We start from the raw sequence: 18,097 nt of genomic DNA, 5'->3' as shown, positions 1-18,097 counted from the left end.
TTTTTGAGACAAAAAACATTCTAAAAAAATTGGTGAATTAAGAAATTCGCTGAAATTTTACACCACAATCTTACCAGACAATGGCAGCAAAATCTGACAAGGAAAAAAAGACCGGCGGAGACTCTGCACCAAAGTCTTCTAAGGAAACTCCGAAAAAAGCCTCATCAAAACCAAAGAAAGAAGAAGATGAGGATGATGAAGACTTGGAAGACGAAGAGTTAGACACGCCGAAGGCCGCTAAGAAAGGCGGTAAAGCTTCTTCTAAGAAATCTGATGAAGAGGGTGAAGAAGATGACGACGATGCGGATCTCGATGAAGAAGTGGATGATTGGGACAAACCTGAAGAAGATGAAGACTGGGATCCCGACTTCGAAGAATTTGATTTACCCAAATCAAAAGGAAAGAAAGCCAGCAGTGGCAGTGGAAGCGGCAGCACAGGTAAAAAAGGTAAAGGAGATGACGACGACGACCTGGGCATCGATGATGAGTTCAAAGACCTTGATCTCTTCAACGATCGCGGCTTCGACGACGACGAGGAGGACTTTTAGTGGTTACTTCTTTTACTGCTCACCCTGTTTCTACAGTGCGCAGACAATTTATATCATTTCCCGTCGCTGATTTTCAGCGAACCAAATTACAAATGTTGAGCTGGGTGAACCAGTTCAACATTTGTTGTTTTCTCGACAACCAGCATTACAATTTACCGCATCATAGTTTTGAATGTATGGCTGCGGCAGGGGCGGTGCAAACCCTTGCAACTGCGGCTGGTACTGCATTTGAACAATTGAAGCAATTGTACGGTCAACACGGCGACTGGCTGTTTGGGCATTTCAGTTATGATCTTAAAAACGAAACGGAAGGCCTGGCCAGTAACAATACCGACCACATCGGTTTCCCCGACCTGTGTTTTTTTATTCCTGATGTTATACTGCAATTAAGCGAACGCGAATTGCTGATAGGCACGTTTGACAACCGGCACGAAGGCGTATTTCATGAAATATGTTCGGTTGAGCCGGTACGTGAACCCAGTAGGCCGTTGGCCACGCCCATCAATAGCCGTATACCCCAGGCAGATTATATTACCACCATTCAGCAATTGCAGCAGCATATTCTGCGGGGCGATTGTTATGAGATCAATTTTTGCCAGGAATTCTTTGCCGAAAATGTGACCATCGATCCGTTGCAGGTTTATAATTCCCTGAGCACTACCTCGCCCAATCCCTTTGCGGCGTATTATAAAACCGGGCAACAATATTTATTATGCGCCAGCCCTGAGCGCTACCTGAAAAAAGAAGGCGATCGTATTTATTCCCAACCTATAAAAGGCACGTCAAAACGCAACCTCAACGATGCGGGGGATGATGTAAGACATAAAGAACATTTGTACAACAGTCCCAAAGACCGTTCAGAAAACGTGATGATCGTTGACCTGGTGCGTAACGACCTGTCGAAGATCTGTGAGGAAGCATCGGTACAGGTTGATGAGTTGTTTGGTATTTACAGTTTTCCGCAGGTGCATCAGATGATCTCTACCGTTAGCGGACAGCTGCGCAGCGACATTCATTTTATCGATGCAATAAAAGCTACCTTCCCCATGGGGTCCATGACCGGTGCGCCCAAAAAGCGGGTAATGGAACTGATTGAACAATACGAGCAAACCCGCCGTGGCATTTTCTCCGGTGCGGTAGGGTATATTACGCCCGAAGGCGATTTTGACTTCAATGTAGTCATCAGGAGCATTATGTATAATGCCGCTAATAAATATCTTTCCTTTCAGGCAGGTTCTGCCATTACCTTTTACAGCGATCCCGAAAAGGAATATGAAGAGTGCCTGTTAAAGGCAGCTGCGATAAAGAAGGTCTTAAAAGGTGGGTCACCTTAAATAACAAGGTGAGCCATCCGCCAGCTGGCAGACGACCCACCTTAAAGTTGTTTGAAGGATTACTTACCTACTGTGGCTCCGCTCAACATCATTTGCACGCTCTCATTCAGAATAATATATTTATTGGCGACGAACAGGTCCATTTTATCGGCTGGTAATTTCAGCTCGTAGGCATTGTCGCTGCCACCCATAAGGGCGTCAAATTCAGGATTGTAGCGGTTGAACTCGTTCAGGTCCATCATAATATTTTTGGCAATGGCGGCTGAATAGTATTTTCCGGAAACATCCATGCTTTTAGCGTTCGACAACTCATTGGTAGAGAGTTTGCGGCTTAGCAGGTGAGTGGCGGTAACACCAATTTGCTCGGTAACTTCTGCTTTGGTAAGCGTGGTTACGCTGCCCTGGCCTTCAAAAATATAGTGAGTGCCAATGAATTTCTTTACGTGCATCCGGGTTTCGGCCGGTAAATAATACTGCAGTTTCCAGAAATTACGGCTGCCCTGGCTCTTTTTAATGGCGGCGTAAACGTTGGCCGGTCCGCCGTTGTAAGCGGCAATAACCAGTAACCAGTCGCCAAATTCACGGTAAAGGTCGCGCAGGTACAAAGCGGCTGCGTGAGTGCTCTTGGTATAGCTTTTACGCTCGTCTACGCCACGGCCCACCTTAAGGCCCAAATCGCGTGCGGTTTGCGGCATCAGCTGCCAGGGGCCCACAGCGCCTGCCCATGAGGTGGCGGTTGACTTTAATTCAGATTCAATTACACAGAGGTATTTTAATTCTGACGGAAGGCCATATTTAGTCAATATGCCATCGATCACCTTAAAATAGGGGACGGCCCAGGTCTTCATTTTACGAAGGTCATCGCCGTTCCTTTCCATGTAATCCTGCACAAACTGAATGGCATGGGCATTTAACCTGATGCCATTGGAGGAATTGTAACCAAGCTCGAAAGCCTGCGTTAAATCATTGTCCTTGGGAGTAGCTGAGTCATTGGCAACTTTACCGGGGAATTCAAATCGTTGTGAAAGTACAACTGTGTTAAGCTTTTTACCACCTGTTACCGGGGTTCGTGCTATCCCGTTATCATTACTGTATGCCATGCATAACCATCCCAGGCCTAAAATACCCGAAATAAAAAGTTTTCGTTTCATTTTCGTTATTTAAAACTATGAATGATCGACTCGGTGGTATGGATTGAGATATGTTCTACACAGGATGAGACGGATGAAAGCTTTCGTAGGATTCTTTGGCGTAACAGAGCAGATTTAGCGCCGGGGAGTCGAAGGGTTTAGGCTTTTCATTTAGCCGGCTGTTCTGAACTGTTGCATCCACATTTGGGATAGCTGGAGCAAATATAACTCGGAGAATTGGTTTGTCATAATCTGCAACCCATAAGGCATGCCATTACTGTGCCAAAAGAGCGGGATTGAGATGGTGGGAATACCAGTGAGGTTAGAAAATACTGTAAAAATGTCAGCCAGGTACATAGAAATGGGGTCCTCCGTCTTTTCGCCGATTGTCCAGGCGGTAGAGGGGGCAGTGGGGAGGAGGATAGCATCGAACTGGCTGAAGATCAGGTTGATTTTTTCAACCAGCAGTTTGCGTACCTGTTGCGCCTTCGTAAAATACGCATCGTAATAACCCGCGCTTAATACGAAGGTTCCCAACATTATACGTCGTTTTACTTCCCAGCCAAAACCTTCTGACCGGGTGGCATTATAAAAATTTGTTAAGGAGATATTTTTTTCAACATTCCGGTGTCCGTACCTCACCCCGTCGTATCGCGACAGGTTAGAGGAGGCTTCGGCCGTTGTTAAAACATAATAGGTAGGAACAATGAAGTCGAGGTATTCAAAGTCAACAGGCGCTACGGTGTGCCCATCGGCCTGCAGCTTTTGGGTGAACTCCAGGATAGAATCACGGATCTCTTTATCAAGGGCCGGGCTTTCCAGGGCTTCCTTAAAATAAGCGATCCTGAGCGGTTTGGAAGGCAGTGGCGTTAGATGGCTGTATGCATATACCGGTTGCTGCGCGCCCGTGCTGTCGAAATCGTCGGGGCCTGCAATTACTTCCAGTACCGAGGCTACATCGGGAACATTGTTGGCGAAAATGCCTATCTGATCGAAAGAAGAGGCGTAGGCTATCAGTCCGTGACGCGAAATGCGGCCGTACGTAGGTTTAAGCCCTACCACGCCACAGAAATCTGCCGGTTGGCGAACGGAACCGCCGGTATCGCTTCCCAGGCTAACCATACACTGGCTGGCCTGAACCGCTACGGCAGAACCGCCTGAGGAACCACCGGGCACCCTGGTTTCGTCCAGGGCGTTCAGCACCTTACCAAACGATGAGTTTTCATTGGTTGAACCCATGGCAAACTCATCGCAGTTGGTGGACCCAATTATAATGGCTTCTTCGGCCAGTAATCGTTCGACGGCAGTTGCATTAAAAACGGGCTTGAACCCTTCCAGGATCTTTGACGCGGCAGTAAGCGGATGATCTTTATAGGCAATTACATCTTTCAGTGCGATTACCACACCGTGCAATTTACCTGTTGGCTTACCGGCTTTGCGGCTGGCATCCAGTTCAGCCGCCCGTTTCAGTGCTTCCTCTGCATAAATATACACATACGCGTTCAGGTGCCTGCGGGCTTCAATTTGCTGCAGGTAGTGTTGAACCGCTTCCACACACGTTGCCGTGCCAGCATGCAGGTCCTGGTGATATTGCGTTATTGAGTAATACTTAAACAAAGGTTGTTACCGGGTTCGATAATACAAATCGGTTTCAGAATGAAATTATGTGAGTCTGAACTAGTGAGCTGAAGTAGTAGTAGAGGAGGCTTGTTTAGTGTCCTTCTCGTTAATGCCGTCTTCAATTTCTTTCTTCACATTGTTCTTGGCGTCGTTAAACTCTCTGATGCCACGGCCTATACCGCGCATGAATTCAGGTATTTTACGTCCACCGAACAGCACCAACACTGCCAGTACAATCAACAACCACTCGCTACCACCAGGCATTGAGATGAACAACAGGTTTACATTAGATAACATGATAAACTTTTTAAATAGTTAGGAAACAAAATTACGCCCTTTTGCAAAGTAAAACGCATAAAAGTCGTGCAAATTACATGATACTAAGGGGAAAACCACCTTTTTGCTACCGGTTAACAAAGTAAACGGTTGCGTATAAAATGAAAAAGCGTTCTCCCGGCCCAGCCGGAAGAACGCTTTTAAGTAGTTAGAGCTATTGAAAGTAAATCACAACTGTACCAGTGGTTATTTAGCCACTACTGCTGTGTTCATGCGTTTCTCTTTAATACGAGCGCTCTTACCACTCCGCTCGCGGAGATAGAAAAGCTTAGCACGGCGAACACGACCTGTTTTATTCAACTCAATAGAATCAATATTGGGTGAATAAATAGGGAATGTTCTTTCAACACCTACACTATCGGAGATTTTACGTACAGTAAATGTAGCAGTACCACCTTGTCCCTGGCGTTTGATAACATCGCCACGAAAGCTCTGGATACGCTCTTTACCACCTTCGATAATTTTATAGTTTACAGTTATATTGTCACCCGCTTTAAACTTCGGGAACTCTTTTTTACCTGTCAACTGCTCATGTACAAATTGAACTGCTGCATTCATGACGTTAAAATTTGGGGAGGCAAAGGTAATTAAAAAATCGAATTTATCATTTTAAATTTCCTAAAACCCCCGATTTTCCTCAATTATTTATTATTTGGCTACGTTTACGGCTCTTTTTTCCCTGATCACGGTTACCTTAATTTGTCCGGGGAAGGTCATTTCGGTCTGGATCTTCTGAGCGATGTCGAAACTCAGTTTGTCCGAGTCGTTATCGGTCACTTTATCTGCTTCCACAATTACCCGTAACTCACGACCGGCCTGAATAGCGTAAGCTTTTTCAACCCCCTGGTAGCTCAGCGCCAGGTTCTCTAAGTCTTTAATACGTTGCAGGTATTGTTGCATAATCTCTCTGCGTGCACCGGGGCGGGCGCCGCTGATGGCGTCACAGGCCTGTACAATGGGGGAGATCACATATTGCATTTCCATTTCATCGTGGTGGGCGCCGATAGCGTTTACCACGGCTGGGTTCTCACCATATTTTTCGGCCAGCTTGGCTCCCAGCAGGGCGTGGCTCAGTTCAGACTCCTCATCGGGCACTTTACCAATATCATGTAACAAACCGGCGCGTTTTGCCAGTTTGGGGTTCAAACCCAGTTCAGCAGCCATAATACCACACAGGTTGGCCACTTCGCGGCTGTGCATCAGCAGGTTTTGACCGTATGAAGAACGGAAACGCATTTTACCTACGATACGTACCAGCTCTTTATGTAAACCATGGATACCTAATTCAATTACAGTACGCTCACCAATTTCAATTACCTGCTCTTCGATCTGGCGGCGGGTTTTTTCCACCACTTCCTCAATACGGGCGGGGTGAATACGGCCGTCGGCTACCAGTCTTTGCAAGCTTAAACGGGCAATTTCGCGGCGAAGGGGATCGAAGGAAGAAAGGATGATGGCTTCCGGCGTATCATCAACGATCAGGTCAACACCGGTAGCGGCTTCAATAGCGCGGATGTTACGGCCTTCACGACCAATGATCTGGCCTTTTATTTCATCGCTTTCGAGGTTAAATACCGTGATGGAGTTTTCAATAGCCTGCTCAGCTGCGGTACGCTGAATGGTTTGAATGATGATTTTGCGGGCTTCTTTGTTGGCCTTTTGACGGGCATCGTCCACAATTTCCTGCTGCAGGGCCAGCGCCTGGGTGTGGGCTTCCTGTTTTAAACTTTCAACTAATTGTTTCTTAGCTTCTTCTGCGGTTAAACCGGCAATCTTTTCCAGGCGGCGGATGTGTTCTTCCTGGTGTTTTTCCAGCTCGGTGCGCTTCAGGCTTACTACTTCTATCTGGCGGTTCAGGTTTTCTTTGATGGCTTCGTTTTCTTTGATCTGTTTGTCGAGCTGGTCACTTTTTGCATTGATGCCCTGTTCTTTCTGACGGGCCCGGTTCTCACTTTCCTGAATTTTGCGGTTACGTTCTGTAACTTCTTTGTCGTATTCGCCTCTCAGCGCCAGGAACTTTTCTTTGGCTTCGAGCTGTTTTTGTTGTTTGATGGTTTCAGCATTCGTTTGTGCATCGGCAACAATTTTGCGGGCCTGATTTTCGGCCTCTTCGATTTTTAGTCGGGTGTTTTTGGCAAAAATGGCTTTTCCCAGGCCTATTCCTGCGCCCAGGGCCAAAATACCTACTATTATAGTGGTTAACATACCTTGATCCATTGTGTTTTACATGTTTAAAGAATTCGGCATTATCTCTCCCTCTCTACGTTTGGCAAGTATACCTTAGTGAGACGTGAATGTGCGAAAATACAAAAAAAGAGGCACCGCCGCTGCAAGCATTTTGAAGTTCAGTTGTTTGTATACCGGAGAATTTGGTTATATCGATTGTGTGGTGAATACGGGATGGTTAGCGTTTAGTTTTGAGGTTTAGTTATTAAGTTCTTAGGTAATTGAGTTGGTTTGTTCTTAGGTTCTTTAACTCAATAACTTACAAACCTAATAATCTAACAACATTCAAATCTTTTTATCAATCAACCAGTAATCTGTCCAAAAGCTTCTCAATACCCTGGAGCTGTTCCGATGTCTGATTATCAACCAATGGCTGGCTGTCGCCGGCTTTTTGCTGGGTGGCGTACCATAATACTACCATGGCTACGTAGTCCTGCATATCTTTACCGGCAAACGTGGTCTTAAACTCAAGAATTTTATCGTTGATGAGTTTAAGGGTTTTGCGAACCACCTCTTCATCGGTGGGTTCGATCTTGATGCGGTAAGTGCGGTCGCCAATTAAAACATTTATGGGAATTAATTCTTCCATGGGCTTGCAATTTTGAAAAGCTTGTTTTACATTTATCCACACACAATTCACAGGACTTACTTCGGACTACAAATTGGATCGTTTTGGATGGTTGAATGCAATTTTCGTATGCTATGATTTCTCACCAAAACCAAACGATTAACATGTTCGCTAAAATCAGGTCGAACACCTTCATCGACGCGCTTACGCTCGAGCTGATGGCTCCTATTCAGTCCAGCCTTAAAGCCATATTACGCGATGAACGTGGTTACGAATGTAGCCGTCTCGAAACCAACATACCCCAAGGCGATAAAACAGTTACCTGGAAAGGGTTGAACGATTTGCCGTATGGCGTTTATACGCTTGAGCTTTTTCAGGGTGGAGATGAAATGATAATGCGGCTGGTAAAACGGATCTGACGCGCTTACTCGCTTAATAATGCAATACACCGGTCAATTTCCCGGATGTAGCGGTTAATCCTTTTTTCCACCTCTTTCTTCTCGCCGTCGTTCAACTGGCCGGTAACGGTTTGCAGTGCGGTCATTTTCATTTCCAGCTCGTCGATACGTATTAACCGGGCTTTTTCTTTATCGCGCAACGTAACCACCTCCCTGCTCAATTGCTCATGCTCTTTTTGCAGCAGTTGATAACTATGTACCACCTGCTGCAATTTATTTGTGATTCGTTTCAGTTGTTCCTGTAATCCCTCCATTGAACAAATTTTTGCCTGGTTAAAACATCACAGGCGCCGGATCATTTTCTGATCTCTGCCTGCAGATTCGTTTCCAGGGCATTCATAATTTTATTCATCATACCGTCAATATCTTTATCGGTGGGGGTTTTTTCCTCATCGAGGAAAGTAAAGCTTACTGCAAGGGATTTTTTATCGGCCCCGAGTTTTTCACTTTCAAAAATATCGAAAAGTTGTATCGACTGTAACTTGTCGAGTTTCACCTTTTTTACGGTGTTTTCAACGTCTGCAAAGGGAAGGGATTTGGGCACTACCATTGCCAGGTCGCGGCGCACGGGCAGCTGGCGCGGTAATTCTTTTGCTTTTATAGAGTTGGCGGAAATGTACTTCAACATGAGTTCAAAATCCAGGTCGGCATAGAAAACCGGTTGCCTGATATCGAACCGCTTTAATTCCTGTGCTGTTACCTGGCCAAGTGTTGCAATTACATCTTTATTTATGGTTACCTGTAAGGTGTTTGCCAGGTTGTTTTCAGCAGTTACGGGGACAAAGCTTGCTTTAGAGATGCCTGTCAATTGCAATATTCGAGCCACAACGCCTTTTAAATAAAAGATATCTGAGGCGGTGCCTTTGCCTTTCCATGCATCATCTGCTACCTGACCGGTGATGTACAGGCTTACATGTTCCTGTTCGCTGTATTTGCCGGGGCCTTGTGTGCTGTAGGTTTTACCAAATTCAAAAAAGCGGAGATCATTGTTTTTCCGGTTCAGGTTATGCGCAATTGCTTCCAGCCCGGTTTGCAGCATGGAGGGACGCATAATATTATGATCGGCGCTCAGGTTGTTCAACAGTTTTACCGCGGTGCTCAGTTCAGCTTCATCAAAGTAAGTCGCATTGGTAATGGAGTTGGTGAAGATCTCGTTAAAGCCCAGGCCCACCAGGTAGTCGGAGGTTTTTTCGCGATAAATATGTTTGCTGCGATTGGGTTCAACCGAAGGTGAAATGGTAATGGCCTTGGGGATCTCCACATTATCCAGGCCATCTATCCGCATGATCTCTTCTACAATATCTGCCGGTAAATGAATGTCGGGTTTGCTGAGGGGAGCGGCTGCCACTACATCCTCTGCACTGTCTTTTACAATATCAAAACCCAGGCTTACCAGGATCTTTTTCACGGCATTGGCCGGATAGCTTTTGCCACTCAGTTTGCGCAGGAAAGAATATTTCAGCTGTACCTGCGGTTGCTGTACGGGTTTAGGATATACATCCACTATTTCAGAAGCAATTTCACCACCGCCCAGTTCTTTAATAAGCAGGGCCGCGCGTTTTAACACGTTTACGGTATTGCTGATGTCTACATTCTTTTCAAACCGGGTAGCTGCATCGGTACGCAGGCCATGGCGGAAAGATGTTTTGCGGATATCAACCGGGTTAAACCAGGCGCTTTCTAAAAATATATTTTTTGTGGAAGCCGTAACGCCGCTTTGCGCACCACCGAATACCCCGGCGATACACATGCCTTCGCTATTGCCATTGCAGATCATAAGATCTTCGGCGCTGAGCTTTCTTTCCTTTTCATCGAGGGTAACAAAGGTTGTTCCTTCGGGCAAATTCTTCACCAGCACTTTTTTGCCGGTGATCTTATCGGCATCAAATGCGTGAAGCGGCTGACCGGTTTCGTGCAGCACAAAATTGGTGATGTCTACAATATTATTGATGGGCCGTTGACCAATGGCGCGCAGTTTATCCTGCAGCCATTGCGGACTTTCCTTTACCGTAACACCTGAGATGCTTACGCCGCTGTAGCGCTGGCAGGCATTGGTATTTTCCACCCTCACTGCAATGGGCAGGGAAGTATTTTCTACCTTGAAATTATCAGTGGCCAGGGCTTTTACTTTCAGGTCCTTATTATCGTGATAGCTTAAATAAGCGCATACATCGCGGGCAACACCGCGGTGGCTCATGGCATCCATGCGGTTGGGGGTAAGGCCAATTTCATAGATCCAATCGGTATAGATCTTGAAATAATCAGCGGCGGGAATACCCACTTTTACATCGGCAGGCAACACTATAATACCAGCGTGGTCTTCGCTCAGGCCAATCTCATCCTCGGCGCAGATCATTCCATAGCTTTCCACCCCGCGGATCTTGGCTATTTTCATAGTCAGGGGATCGCCTTTTTGGGGGTAGATGGTTGTTCCCACGGTAGCCACCACAACTTTTTGACCGGCTGCCACGTTGGGGGCGCCGCAAACGATTTGCAGGGGATCGCCCGATCCTATATTTACTTTGGTAACTGTTAATTTATCGGCGTTGGGATGTTTTTCGGTTGCCAGCACTTCACCAATTACCAGTCCCTGTAACCCACCTTTCAGGCTTTCATACCGTTCCAGGCTCTCCACTTCCAGTCCTACAGAGGTCAATAATTTACTAAGCCGCTCGGGATCAATGGTTACTGGTAAATATTCGTGCAACCAGTTATAGGAAATAGTCATGAATCAGTCTATGATTTTAATTGTTCAACGATGACGGCAAAGATACAGGTTTCAGGTTCCAGGTTCCAAGTTTCAGGTTGAGTTGGGAAGTTGACAGGTTAACAGGTTGACACGTTAACAGGTTAACAAGTTAACAGGTTAACAAGTTAACACATTGACAAGGGGGTAAAGTGAAGTATTGGGGGAGGTTGACAGGGTTAACAGAGTTGATATCAGGCATCTTTCAACTACCTGTGTTCCCAGGGTTCTTCTAAGGTATTCCCAGGGTATTCCTAAGCTCATCCCAGGGTTTACACCCAAGGATGACCCAGGGATAACCTTAGGATAACCCTAAGATGACCCTGGGATGAGAGGTGCCACAGACATGGTTAAGACAGGGATGCAAGGAGGTTCGGTTCCAACCAAAAGATTGAAAATCAGCAGGCAGTAATGTAGAAGGGGAAAAAATAGCAGGAAACCAATAAAGTCAGGGCTCTAATTGCTTACAGCTTACAGCTTGAGGCTTGCAGCCGTTTTTAATTCTTACAAACAATAAAACAGAATGGGGGAATTTCGGCGGCGCTTAAAATGCGATGAATACGGCCGGGGCGTTGTTCAATACGGCCATTTTGCAGCTTCATTACCTCCACGGCGTGTGAAAAGCTAATAGCATGGGCTGTGAGCAGGTCATAACATAGCCTTTCGTAGTACAGCAGGTGCTGTGCTTCTTTGCTATTCTCTTCTGGCATCATTACTTCATAATGCCGCAACTGGTATACGCGCATGGTCGGTGTTGAAATTAAAGAATCTAATTTACGGTTCTCCGGGTAAATTTAAAATACGAATCGCATCTTTTTGTTTGACGCTATTCGAATTCCTTTTCTTGTAGTATATATACGCCAATTTTATGCCATTGGTTCAAAAATTTGCTGGAAAGTGGGCGTATGGCCTGTTAGCGGGCTGAATGAGTGCTGAAAAGGCCGAAAACAGGCAGTTACAGCTATCGGCAATCAAGAAAACCCTGTATGGATAAGCGTTTTCACCAGAATTATTGCGGAAAATCCCATCCCGCCTGCATCTTATTTTCCCGTTCTTACCACCAAATAATCAGGCTATAATTCTTACGCACAGGATGTGTGAATATCGACTGAACAAAGGTGGCAAACTTTTGTAAATTGTGTATATATATACTTGATACTGTGGATAAGTGCCCTATTTTTGTGGGTTCACCTGTGGATTGTTGTTATTAAATATAGAATGGCAATTCTTTTTTCCGGGTATGAGAGGGGTATATATTCGCCGTCCTGACCTTATGGGGGTAACATTGCGTTAACAGTGCATTAATATTAGCATAACAAACCTTATCCATCAACACTAACCCAGAGCGTCATTGGTTGGCAGTATTAATCAGAAGTGTTAAAACACCAAGACTCACTTCAGCACCTTGAGAGATCCTGTTTGTAATTTATTTCAAACCAATGGTAAATTTTTAGTAGACCGCTAACGATGGATTTAACGAACCTTAACAACAAAGACCGAAAACAACGCCGCCGCAGCTCTATTGATCTGAGTACCATGGTGTATGGCAAAGTTCCCCCCCAGGCAAAAGACCTGGAGGAGGCTGTGCTGGGCGCCATCATGCTCGAAAAGAACGCTTTTGACGTAGCCGTGGAAATTTTGAAAGCCGAGTGCTTTTATGTAGATGCTCACCAGCGTATTTACCGGGCCATGCAAAGCCTGCAGCAAAAAAGCCAGCCGATAGATATCTTAACCGTGGTGGAAGAGCTGCGTAGTAAAGAAGAGCTGGAAATGGTGGGCGGTCCCTATTACGTAACCCGTTTAACGAATTCAGTAGTTTCTTCTGCCAATATAGAGGCGCACGCAAAGATCATTTTACAAAAATTCATTCAACGTGAACTGATCCGCATCAGTGGTGAAATTATTGGTGACGCGTATGAAGACAGCGCCGATGTGTTTGACCTGCTCGATGAAGCGGAGGCAAAGCTGTTTGAGATCACCAACAGCCACATGAAGAAGAACTACGACAGCATCGATACCGTATTGGTGCAAACCGTACAACGGATCGAGGACATGCGTCACAAAACCGATGAGATTACAGGGGTGCCAAGTGGTTTCCCTACACTTGATAAAGTGACTTATGGATGGCAGGGATCGGATCTGATTATCCTGGCTGCCCGCCCGGCCGTGGGTAAAACAGCGTTTGCCCTTAACCTGGCGCGTAATGCGGCTTTAAGTGGTTCCAAGCCTACTCCGGTCGTGTTCTTCAGCCTTGAGATGAGTTCACCACAGCTGGTTACCCGTATCCTGAGCGCCGAGAGTGAAGTATGGCTCGAAAAGATCTCGCGTGGTAAGATGGAAGATTATGAAATGAAGCAGCTGTACGCCAAGGGTATTCAAAAACTGGCACAGGCGCCCATTTTCATCGATGATACTGCGGCGTTGAACGTATTTGAGCTGCGTGCAAAATGCCGCCGGTTGAAAACCAAACACAACATCGGCCTTATCATCATCGACTACTTACAGCTGATGAGCGGCGCGGCTAACGGTAAGAACACCAACCGTGAGCAGGAGATCAGTACCATTTCCCGTAACTTAAAAATGCTGGCGAAAGAGTTGCACGTTCCCATCATTGCACTGTCGCAGTTAAGCCGTGCGGTGGAAACACGTAAAGATGGTAACAAGATGCCGCAGTTGAGTGACCTTCGTGAATCGGGCGCCATTGAGCAGGATGCCGACATGGTAATGTTTATTTACCGTCCCGAATATTACGATATTACTTCCAATGAAATGGGAGAAAGCAATAAAGGGGAAACCCACGTGCGTATAGCCAAACACCGTAACGGTTCGCTGGAAACGATTAAACTCAGAGCACAACTTCACATTCAGAAGTTTGTTGAGTTTGAAGGCGATGACTTTAGTGGTTTGGGTATGGGTGGCGGAAGCTGGAAGCCAGTGCCTGATGGCGGTGGTGGAGGTGCAGCCAGTGGTGGCGATGATGGCGCCAAGCTGTATATCCAGGCCGGCAGCAAAATGAACGACATGCCATATGGCGAAGACGACGACGCCCCGTTTTAATTCAATATTGAATATCGAATAATGAATATTGAACGTAGAAGTGAAAGCCAGCTTTTGTGAGTACTTCCACATTGGACATTTAACATTCAATATTCGATATTTAAAAGCCCCGACGGCATCGTCGGGGCTTTTTGTATTACTTTGCACCAAAGAACCACCAATGAACCTGCCGCTTTTTTATATCCCGGATATTGTTGCCAAACAGCAAGAGATAGAACTGGATGAAGATACCTCCAAACACATAGTTAACGTGCTGCGCATGAAAAAAGGCGAGCAGCTGCATTTGACCGATGGGAAAGGTTTTTTACTGCTTACTTCCATTACAGACGATCATAAAAAGCGATGCAGGGTATCGGTGGTGAACGAACAGTTCATTCCGCAAACAGGCCGTAAAACCAGCATTGCTATTTCCCTGCTTAAAAATGCCAGCCGGTTTGAATGGTTTCTTGAAAAGGCAACCGAATTAGGCATCACTGAAATTATTCCCCTGCTGTGCGACAGAACCGAAAAACAACATTTCCGGTTCGACCGCATGCATAACATCCTGGTGAGCGCCATGCTGCAATCACAACAGGCATGGCTGCCCGTATTGCATCAGCCGGTTGGGTTTGGTCAACTGCTGAAACAGGAAGACATCATAAGCACCACGCAAAAATTTATCGCGCACTGTATGCCGGGCGATAAACAACCACTGGCCGCACTGGTGAACAGTTCGCTTCCCAGTCAGCTGGTTTTAATTGGCCCCGAAGGGGATTTTAGCCCGGAAGAAGTAGCCTTTGCAACCGAACATTATTTTATGCCTGTTACGCTGGGCAATACCCGCCTGCGTACGGAAACAGCAGGGATGGTGGCGGCGGTGCTTTTAAGGGCAGTAGGCTCCCGATAGCTATCGGGATTCAGTGGGTAGAAGGTAGAAGGTAGAAGGTAGAAGGTAGAAGGTAGAAGGTAGAAGATAGAAGGCAGAAGGTAGAAGGTAGAAGGTAGAAGGCAGAAGGCAGAAGGCAGAAGGCAGAAGGCAGAAGGCAGAAGGCAGAAGGCAGAAGGCAGAAGGCAGAAGGCAGAAGGCAGAAGGCAGAAGGCAGAAGGCAGAAGGCAGAAGGCAGAAGGCAGAAGGCAGAAGGCAGAGAAAATGCCGGCGATGCAAGGTCGTTTATTAATTTCAAAGATCGCGAGTCATGTTTGCCGTTTACCGTCTGCAGTTTGCCAATTCACGAAAAAAGCCCCATGCAGAACACAGGGCTTTTCAGTAATCATTTGCTTATTGATTATACCGTGTTTTGTTCTTCCTTCTTAACAATCGGCTCGTTTAACTGCACCTTTTGTTTTTTGGCCCGCTTAAACATCCACATGTTCAGCATTTCCACACCAAATGAGAAGGCCATTGCAAAATAGATATAACCTTTATCGATATGGCTATTGTGAATAGGTTCCAAACCTTCAAAGAACAGGCTGAAACCAACCATTAATAAAAAGGCCAGGGCCAGCATCTTTAACGTAGGATGCTTGTGAATGAAATCGGCAATTTTATCGGAGAAGAAGAACATGATGATCATGGCAATGATCACAGCGGTGATCATAATAGGCACAATACGCGCCAGACCTACAGCCGTAATGATACTGTCGAACGAGAATACCATATCTATCACAACGATCTGGGCTATAATAGCACCGAACGACGTTTTGCTGTTCTTGCTCTCATACATACCTTCATCGCCTTCCAGCTTATGGTGAATTTCTTTTACTGTTTTATATAAAAGAAACAAACCACCAACCAGCATAATGATGTTACGCAGGTTGAACGCATAATGGTGACCGCTGAAGGTGAAGCCAATTAATTCAGCGTTGCCATTCTTTACCAGCCAGCCGATTGCCATTAATAAGGCGATACGAACGGCAATACCGGCAAACATCCAGATACGGCGGGCTTCCAATTGTTGTTTTTTATCCAATCGGCCCATTAAAATGGATACGAAGATCACGTTGTCGATGCCTAACACGATCTCCAATACAGTCAGGGTTAATAAACTGATCAGGGCATCTACAGTAAATAATTGTTGCATGGTGGTCGGTTGAAGCGCAAAAATAAGGTGGCAGGTCCAATAGGCAATATGCAAAGGCTGCGCCTTGTTTTTACACAGGTACATCATTAGTAGCGAGAGAAGTCTAAATGTTTCAGGTAACAGTAAAATAATATAAAGTGGGGGCCGGGGACACAAGAAGGGGAGTTGCAAGTTTCAGGTTACAGTGAAGCGTAACGCCAGATATAAAAACTACCTGAAACCTGAAACTGCATCATTTATTCTCAGGTTTAACTGGCCGTGAGGCCGTTACAGATGTTTTTTACAATACCAGGCCCCTCATAAATAAAACCTGTCCAAACCTGAACGAGTGAGGCGCCGGCGGCCAGTTTTTCTTTGGCATCTGCTGCCGTAAAAATACCACCTGAGGCTATAACCGGTATTTGGCCATTGGTTTTTTCATGAATGTAGCGCACAATTTCAGTAGCACGTTTGCGAACAGGCGCACCGCTGAGCCCACCGGCGCCGATTGCTTCCAGCTCCTGACCGGTAGTTTGTAATTGATCCCGGCTGATGGTGGTATTGGTAGCTACCAGTCCATCGAGTTTTATTTCCAGGGCTAGGTCAATTACATCATCTATCTGTTGCGGAGTAAGATCGGGAGCTATCTTTAATAAGATAGGCTTGGGTTTGCGGCCGGTTTCTTCACTGCTTTCCTGCTGGTTGATGGTTTGCAGGTGCGACAGGATCTTACGCAGCGAATCTTTTTCCTGCAGTTCCCGCAGGCCGGGCGTATTGGGTGAGCTTACGTTTACTACAAAATAGTCAACGCAATCGAACAGCGCGCGGAAGCAAATCTCATAATCCTTCCAGGCATCTTCGTTGGGTGTGACTTTATTTTTACCGATGTTACCGCCGATGATTAATCGTGAATCGTGAAACGTGAATCGTGAATGAGAGTCCGCATTGGAAGCCGAACTACTTTTGCTTTCAGCTTGCGAGTTGTGGCTTTCGGCTTGCCTTTCCCGCCAATCCTTCAGCCGTTGCGCAACTACCTGCACGCCATCATTATTAAAACCCATCCTATTGATAAGGGCCTTGTCTTTCGGCAGACGGAAAAGTCGAGGTTTGTCGTTTCCGGCCTGTGGTTTGGGCGTTACCGTACCAATTTCAACAAAACCAAAGCCCAGGGCTTCCAGTTCGGTGAGATAAAGCGCGTTCTTATCGAACCCGGCAGCCAGCCCTACCGGATTTTTAAACCGGAGACCGAATAATTCTTTTGATAATGACCCGTTTGCCGGACTAAAACTGTTGGAAATGGATTTACGGATGGGTCCTACGGAACAGCCCATTTTCATCATGTTCATGGAAAAATGGTGAACAGATTCAGTGGGAAAGCAAAATAGCAGGCGGCGAAGTAAGTTGTACATAATTCGGTGCGAAGATAACTTAGTTTCCCGTTACAGATAGCAGGTTTCAGGGCCAAAGAGGGTGGAATAGGGCATATGTGAATAGTTTATAATTAGTTACCAGGTGCGCGGCTACCATTTTGTTTTCCTGTTGCCAATCCTTAACTTTGATATAGAAGGTTGCATAAACAACCAGTTGATCCGCCTTCGCCAAGGCTACGGCGAACGAGGCGAGTAACGAACAAGGCGTACAAGTGTGCGACGCAACGGAAGATGAGAGGAGTTGATATCGGTTGATCAGTTAACCTGTTGACGAGTTAACGTGGAAAGAGGGGGGTAGAAGAATGAAGTGGGAGGTTGATAGGGTTGATAAAGGTTAACTAGTTGACCAGGAAGAAGAAAATTGATAACGTTGATAAAGAAAGCGTGAGGAGGCAGGGAGAAGTTTAAAAAATAGATAGGTCGAGTAATGGCGTGAGGTTTTATTTCTCCCCTCCACCGGAGGGGCCGGGGGAGGCCCGCTGAAGAGTTGAAAGGGTGTATATTATCGCGGGGTTCGATTGCCGATTGCCGCGAAACTGTTTGCCGTTTCACGTTTGCCGATTGCCGGAATGGCTTAACTGCGAGGATAATGCATTAACTAAACA

General features: G+C 46.1%; 16 protein-coding genes. 5 read left to right on the top strand and 11 right to left on the bottom strand.

Annotated features, from left to right (window positions below; all coding sequences use genetic code 11):
• The first annotated feature begins 80 nt into the window (after positions 1–80).
• The gene (locus tag NIAKO_RS38765; RefSeq protein WP_014221745.1) at positions 81–548 is read left to right on the top strand and encodes a hypothetical protein; all 468 of its coding nucleotides are present in this window, start codon (positions 81–83) and stop codon (positions 546–548) included.
• A gap of 92 nt (positions 549–640) precedes the next feature.
• Positions 641–1,882, top strand: a complete 1,242-nt coding sequence (locus tag NIAKO_RS27570) for an anthranilate synthase component I family protein (RefSeq protein WP_049815624.1) — start codon at positions 641–643, stop codon at positions 1,880–1,882.
• Positions 1,883–1,941: 59 nt separating this feature from the next.
• Here NIAKO_RS27570 and NIAKO_RS27565 read toward each other — a convergent pair whose 3' ends face one another.
• The 6 genes from NIAKO_RS27565 to NIAKO_RS27540 all read right to left on the bottom strand — a co-directional run bounded on the left by NIAKO_RS27565 (position 1,942) and on the right by NIAKO_RS27540 (position 7,783).
• On the bottom strand, positions 1,942–3,033 hold the full coding sequence (locus NIAKO_RS27565; RefSeq protein ID WP_014221743.1) for a lytic transglycosylase domain-containing protein: 1,092 nt from the start codon (positions 3,031–3,033) through the stop codon (positions 1,942–1,944).
• Positions 3,034–3,183: 150 nt separating this feature from the next.
• On the bottom strand, positions 3,184–4,629 hold the full coding sequence (gene gatA, locus NIAKO_RS27560) for an Asp-tRNA(Asn)/Glu-tRNA(Gln) amidotransferase subunit GatA (RefSeq protein WP_014221742.1): 1,446 nt from the start codon (positions 4,627–4,629) through the stop codon (positions 3,184–3,186).
• A 60-nt stretch (positions 4,630–4,689) separates the two neighbouring features.
• Positions 4,690–4,929: a Sec-independent protein translocase subunit TatA/TatB gene (locus NIAKO_RS27555; RefSeq protein WP_014221741.1), complete on the bottom strand. Its 240-nt coding sequence runs from the start codon at positions 4,927–4,929 to the stop codon at positions 4,690–4,692.
• Positions 4,930–5,154: 225 nt separating this feature from the next.
• Positions 5,155–5,526 carry a 50S ribosomal protein L19 gene (gene rplS / locus NIAKO_RS27550; RefSeq protein WP_014221740.1) on the bottom strand — a complete coding sequence of 124 codons (372 nt, stop codon included), beginning with the start codon at positions 5,524–5,526 and terminating at the stop codon, positions 5,155–5,157.
• A 90-nt stretch (positions 5,527–5,616) separates the two neighbouring features.
• On the bottom strand, positions 5,617–7,173 hold the full coding sequence (gene rny / locus NIAKO_RS27545; protein WP_242675475.1) for a ribonuclease Y: 1,557 nt from the start codon (positions 7,171–7,173) through the stop codon (positions 5,617–5,619).
• 319 nt (positions 7,174–7,492) lie between these two features.
• Positions 7,493–7,783 (bottom strand): cell division protein ZapA, encoded by a 291-nt coding sequence (locus NIAKO_RS27540; protein WP_014221738.1) that lies wholly within the window; start codon positions 7,781–7,783, stop codon positions 7,493–7,495.
• Between the two features lie 143 nt (positions 7,784–7,926).
• Here NIAKO_RS27540 and NIAKO_RS27535 point away from each other — a divergent pair, with 143 nt between their 5' ends.
• Positions 7,927–8,181: a hypothetical protein gene (locus NIAKO_RS27535; RefSeq protein WP_014221737.1), complete on the top strand. Its 255-nt coding sequence runs from the start codon at positions 7,927–7,929 to the stop codon at positions 8,179–8,181.
• Between the two features lie 5 nt (positions 8,182–8,186).
• On the opposite strand, the gene NIAKO_RS27530 is transcribed toward NIAKO_RS27535, so the two are convergent.
• From NIAKO_RS27530 to NIAKO_RS27520, 3 genes are all read right to left on the bottom strand, one after another.
• The gene (locus tag NIAKO_RS27530) at positions 8,187–8,474 is read right to left on the bottom strand and encodes a hypothetical protein (RefSeq protein ID WP_014221736.1); all 288 of its coding nucleotides are present in this window, start codon (positions 8,472–8,474) and stop codon (positions 8,187–8,189) included.
• A 41-nt stretch (positions 8,475–8,515) separates the two neighbouring features.
• On the bottom strand, positions 8,516–10,948 hold the full coding sequence (pheT, locus tag NIAKO_RS27525; RefSeq protein WP_014221735.1) for a phenylalanine--tRNA ligase subunit beta: 2,433 nt from the start codon (positions 10,946–10,948) through the stop codon (positions 8,516–8,518).
• 515 nt (positions 10,949–11,463) lie between these two features.
• A complete protein-coding gene (locus NIAKO_RS27520; protein WP_014221734.1) occupies positions 11,464–11,712 on the bottom strand; it encodes a hypothetical protein in 249 nt (82 codons plus the stop codon).
• A gap of 721 nt (positions 11,713–12,433) precedes the next feature.
• Between NIAKO_RS27520 and dnaB the strand changes: the two genes are divergently transcribed.
• Both dnaB and NIAKO_RS27510 read left to right on the top strand, forming a co-directional pair.
• Positions 12,434–14,023, top strand: a complete 1,590-nt coding sequence (gene dnaB, locus NIAKO_RS27515; RefSeq protein WP_014221733.1) for a replicative DNA helicase — start codon at positions 12,434–12,436, stop codon at positions 14,021–14,023.
• A 160-nt stretch (positions 14,024–14,183) separates the two neighbouring features.
• Entirely contained in the window at positions 14,184–14,909 is a 726-nt protein-coding gene (locus NIAKO_RS27510) for an RsmE family RNA methyltransferase (protein WP_049815623.1), read from the top strand.
• Positions 14,910–15,288: 379 nt separating this feature from the next.
• Here the strand turns inward: NIAKO_RS27510 and NIAKO_RS27505 are convergent, their stop codons facing one another.
• A complete protein-coding gene (locus tag NIAKO_RS27505; RefSeq protein ID WP_041349481.1) occupies positions 15,289–16,083 on the bottom strand; it encodes a TerC family protein in 795 nt (264 codons plus the stop codon).
• 248 nt (positions 16,084–16,331) lie between these two features.
• On the bottom strand, positions 16,332–17,471 hold the full coding sequence (locus tag NIAKO_RS27500; RefSeq protein ID WP_014221730.1) for a quinone-dependent dihydroorotate dehydrogenase: 1,140 nt from the start codon (positions 17,469–17,471) through the stop codon (positions 16,332–16,334).
• Between the last annotated feature and the right edge of the window lie 626 nt (positions 17,472–18,097).

The sequence above is a fragment of the Niastella koreensis GR20-10 genome (assembly GCF_000246855.1).
Classification (GTDB): domain Bacteria; phylum Bacteroidota; class Bacteroidia; order Chitinophagales; family Chitinophagaceae; genus Niastella; species Niastella koreensis.
This window is presented reverse-complemented; position numbering and strand designations above follow the sequence as displayed.

Coding starts and splice junctions, on each gene's coding strand:
- NIAKO_RS27555 (WP_014221741.1), bottom strand. CDS start 4,929: ATGTTATCTAATGTAAACCTGTTGTTCATCTCAATGCCTGGTGGTAGC.
- NIAKO_RS27500 (WP_014221730.1), bottom strand. CDS start 17,471: ATGTACAACTTACTTCGCCGCCTGCTATTTTGCTTTCCCACTGAATCT.
- NIAKO_RS27570 (WP_049815624.1), top strand. CDS start 641: ATGTTGAGCTGGGTGAACCAGTTCAACATTTGTTGTTTTCTCGACAAC.
- NIAKO_RS27505 (WP_041349481.1), bottom strand. CDS start 16,083: ATGCAACAATTATTTACTGTAGATGCCCTGATCAGTTTATTAACCCTG.
- rny (WP_242675475.1), bottom strand. CDS start 7,173: ATGTTAACCACTATAATAGTAGGTATTTTGGCCCTGGGCGCAGGAATA.
- NIAKO_RS27535 (WP_014221737.1), top strand. CDS start 7,927: ATGTTCGCTAAAATCAGGTCGAACACCTTCATCGACGCGCTTACGCTC.
- pheT (WP_014221735.1), bottom strand. CDS start 10,948: ATGACTATTTCCTATAACTGGTTGCACGAATATTTACCAGTAACCATT.
- NIAKO_RS27530 (WP_014221736.1), bottom strand. CDS start 8,474: ATGGAGGGATTACAGGAACAACTGAAACGAATCACAAATAAATTGCAG.
- NIAKO_RS38765 (WP_014221745.1), top strand. CDS start 81: ATGGCAGCAAAATCTGACAAGGAAAAAAAGACCGGCGGAGACTCTGCA.
- NIAKO_RS27540 (WP_014221738.1), bottom strand. CDS start 7,783: ATGGAAGAATTAATTCCCATAAATGTTTTAATTGGCGACCGCACTTAC.
- NIAKO_RS27520 (WP_014221734.1), bottom strand. CDS start 11,712: ATGCGCGTATACCAGTTGCGGCATTATGAAGTAATGATGCCAGAAGAG.
- rplS (WP_014221740.1), bottom strand. CDS start 5,526: ATGAATGCAGCAGTTCAATTTGTACATGAGCAGTTGACAGGTAAAAAA.
- NIAKO_RS27510 (WP_049815623.1), top strand. CDS start 14,184: ATGAACCTGCCGCTTTTTTATATCCCGGATATTGTTGCCAAACAGCAA.
- dnaB (WP_014221733.1), top strand. CDS start 12,434: ATGGATTTAACGAACCTTAACAACAAAGACCGAAAACAACGCCGCCGC.
- NIAKO_RS27565 (WP_014221743.1), bottom strand. CDS start 3,033: ATGAAACGAAAACTTTTTATTTCGGGTATTTTAGGCCTGGGATGGTTA.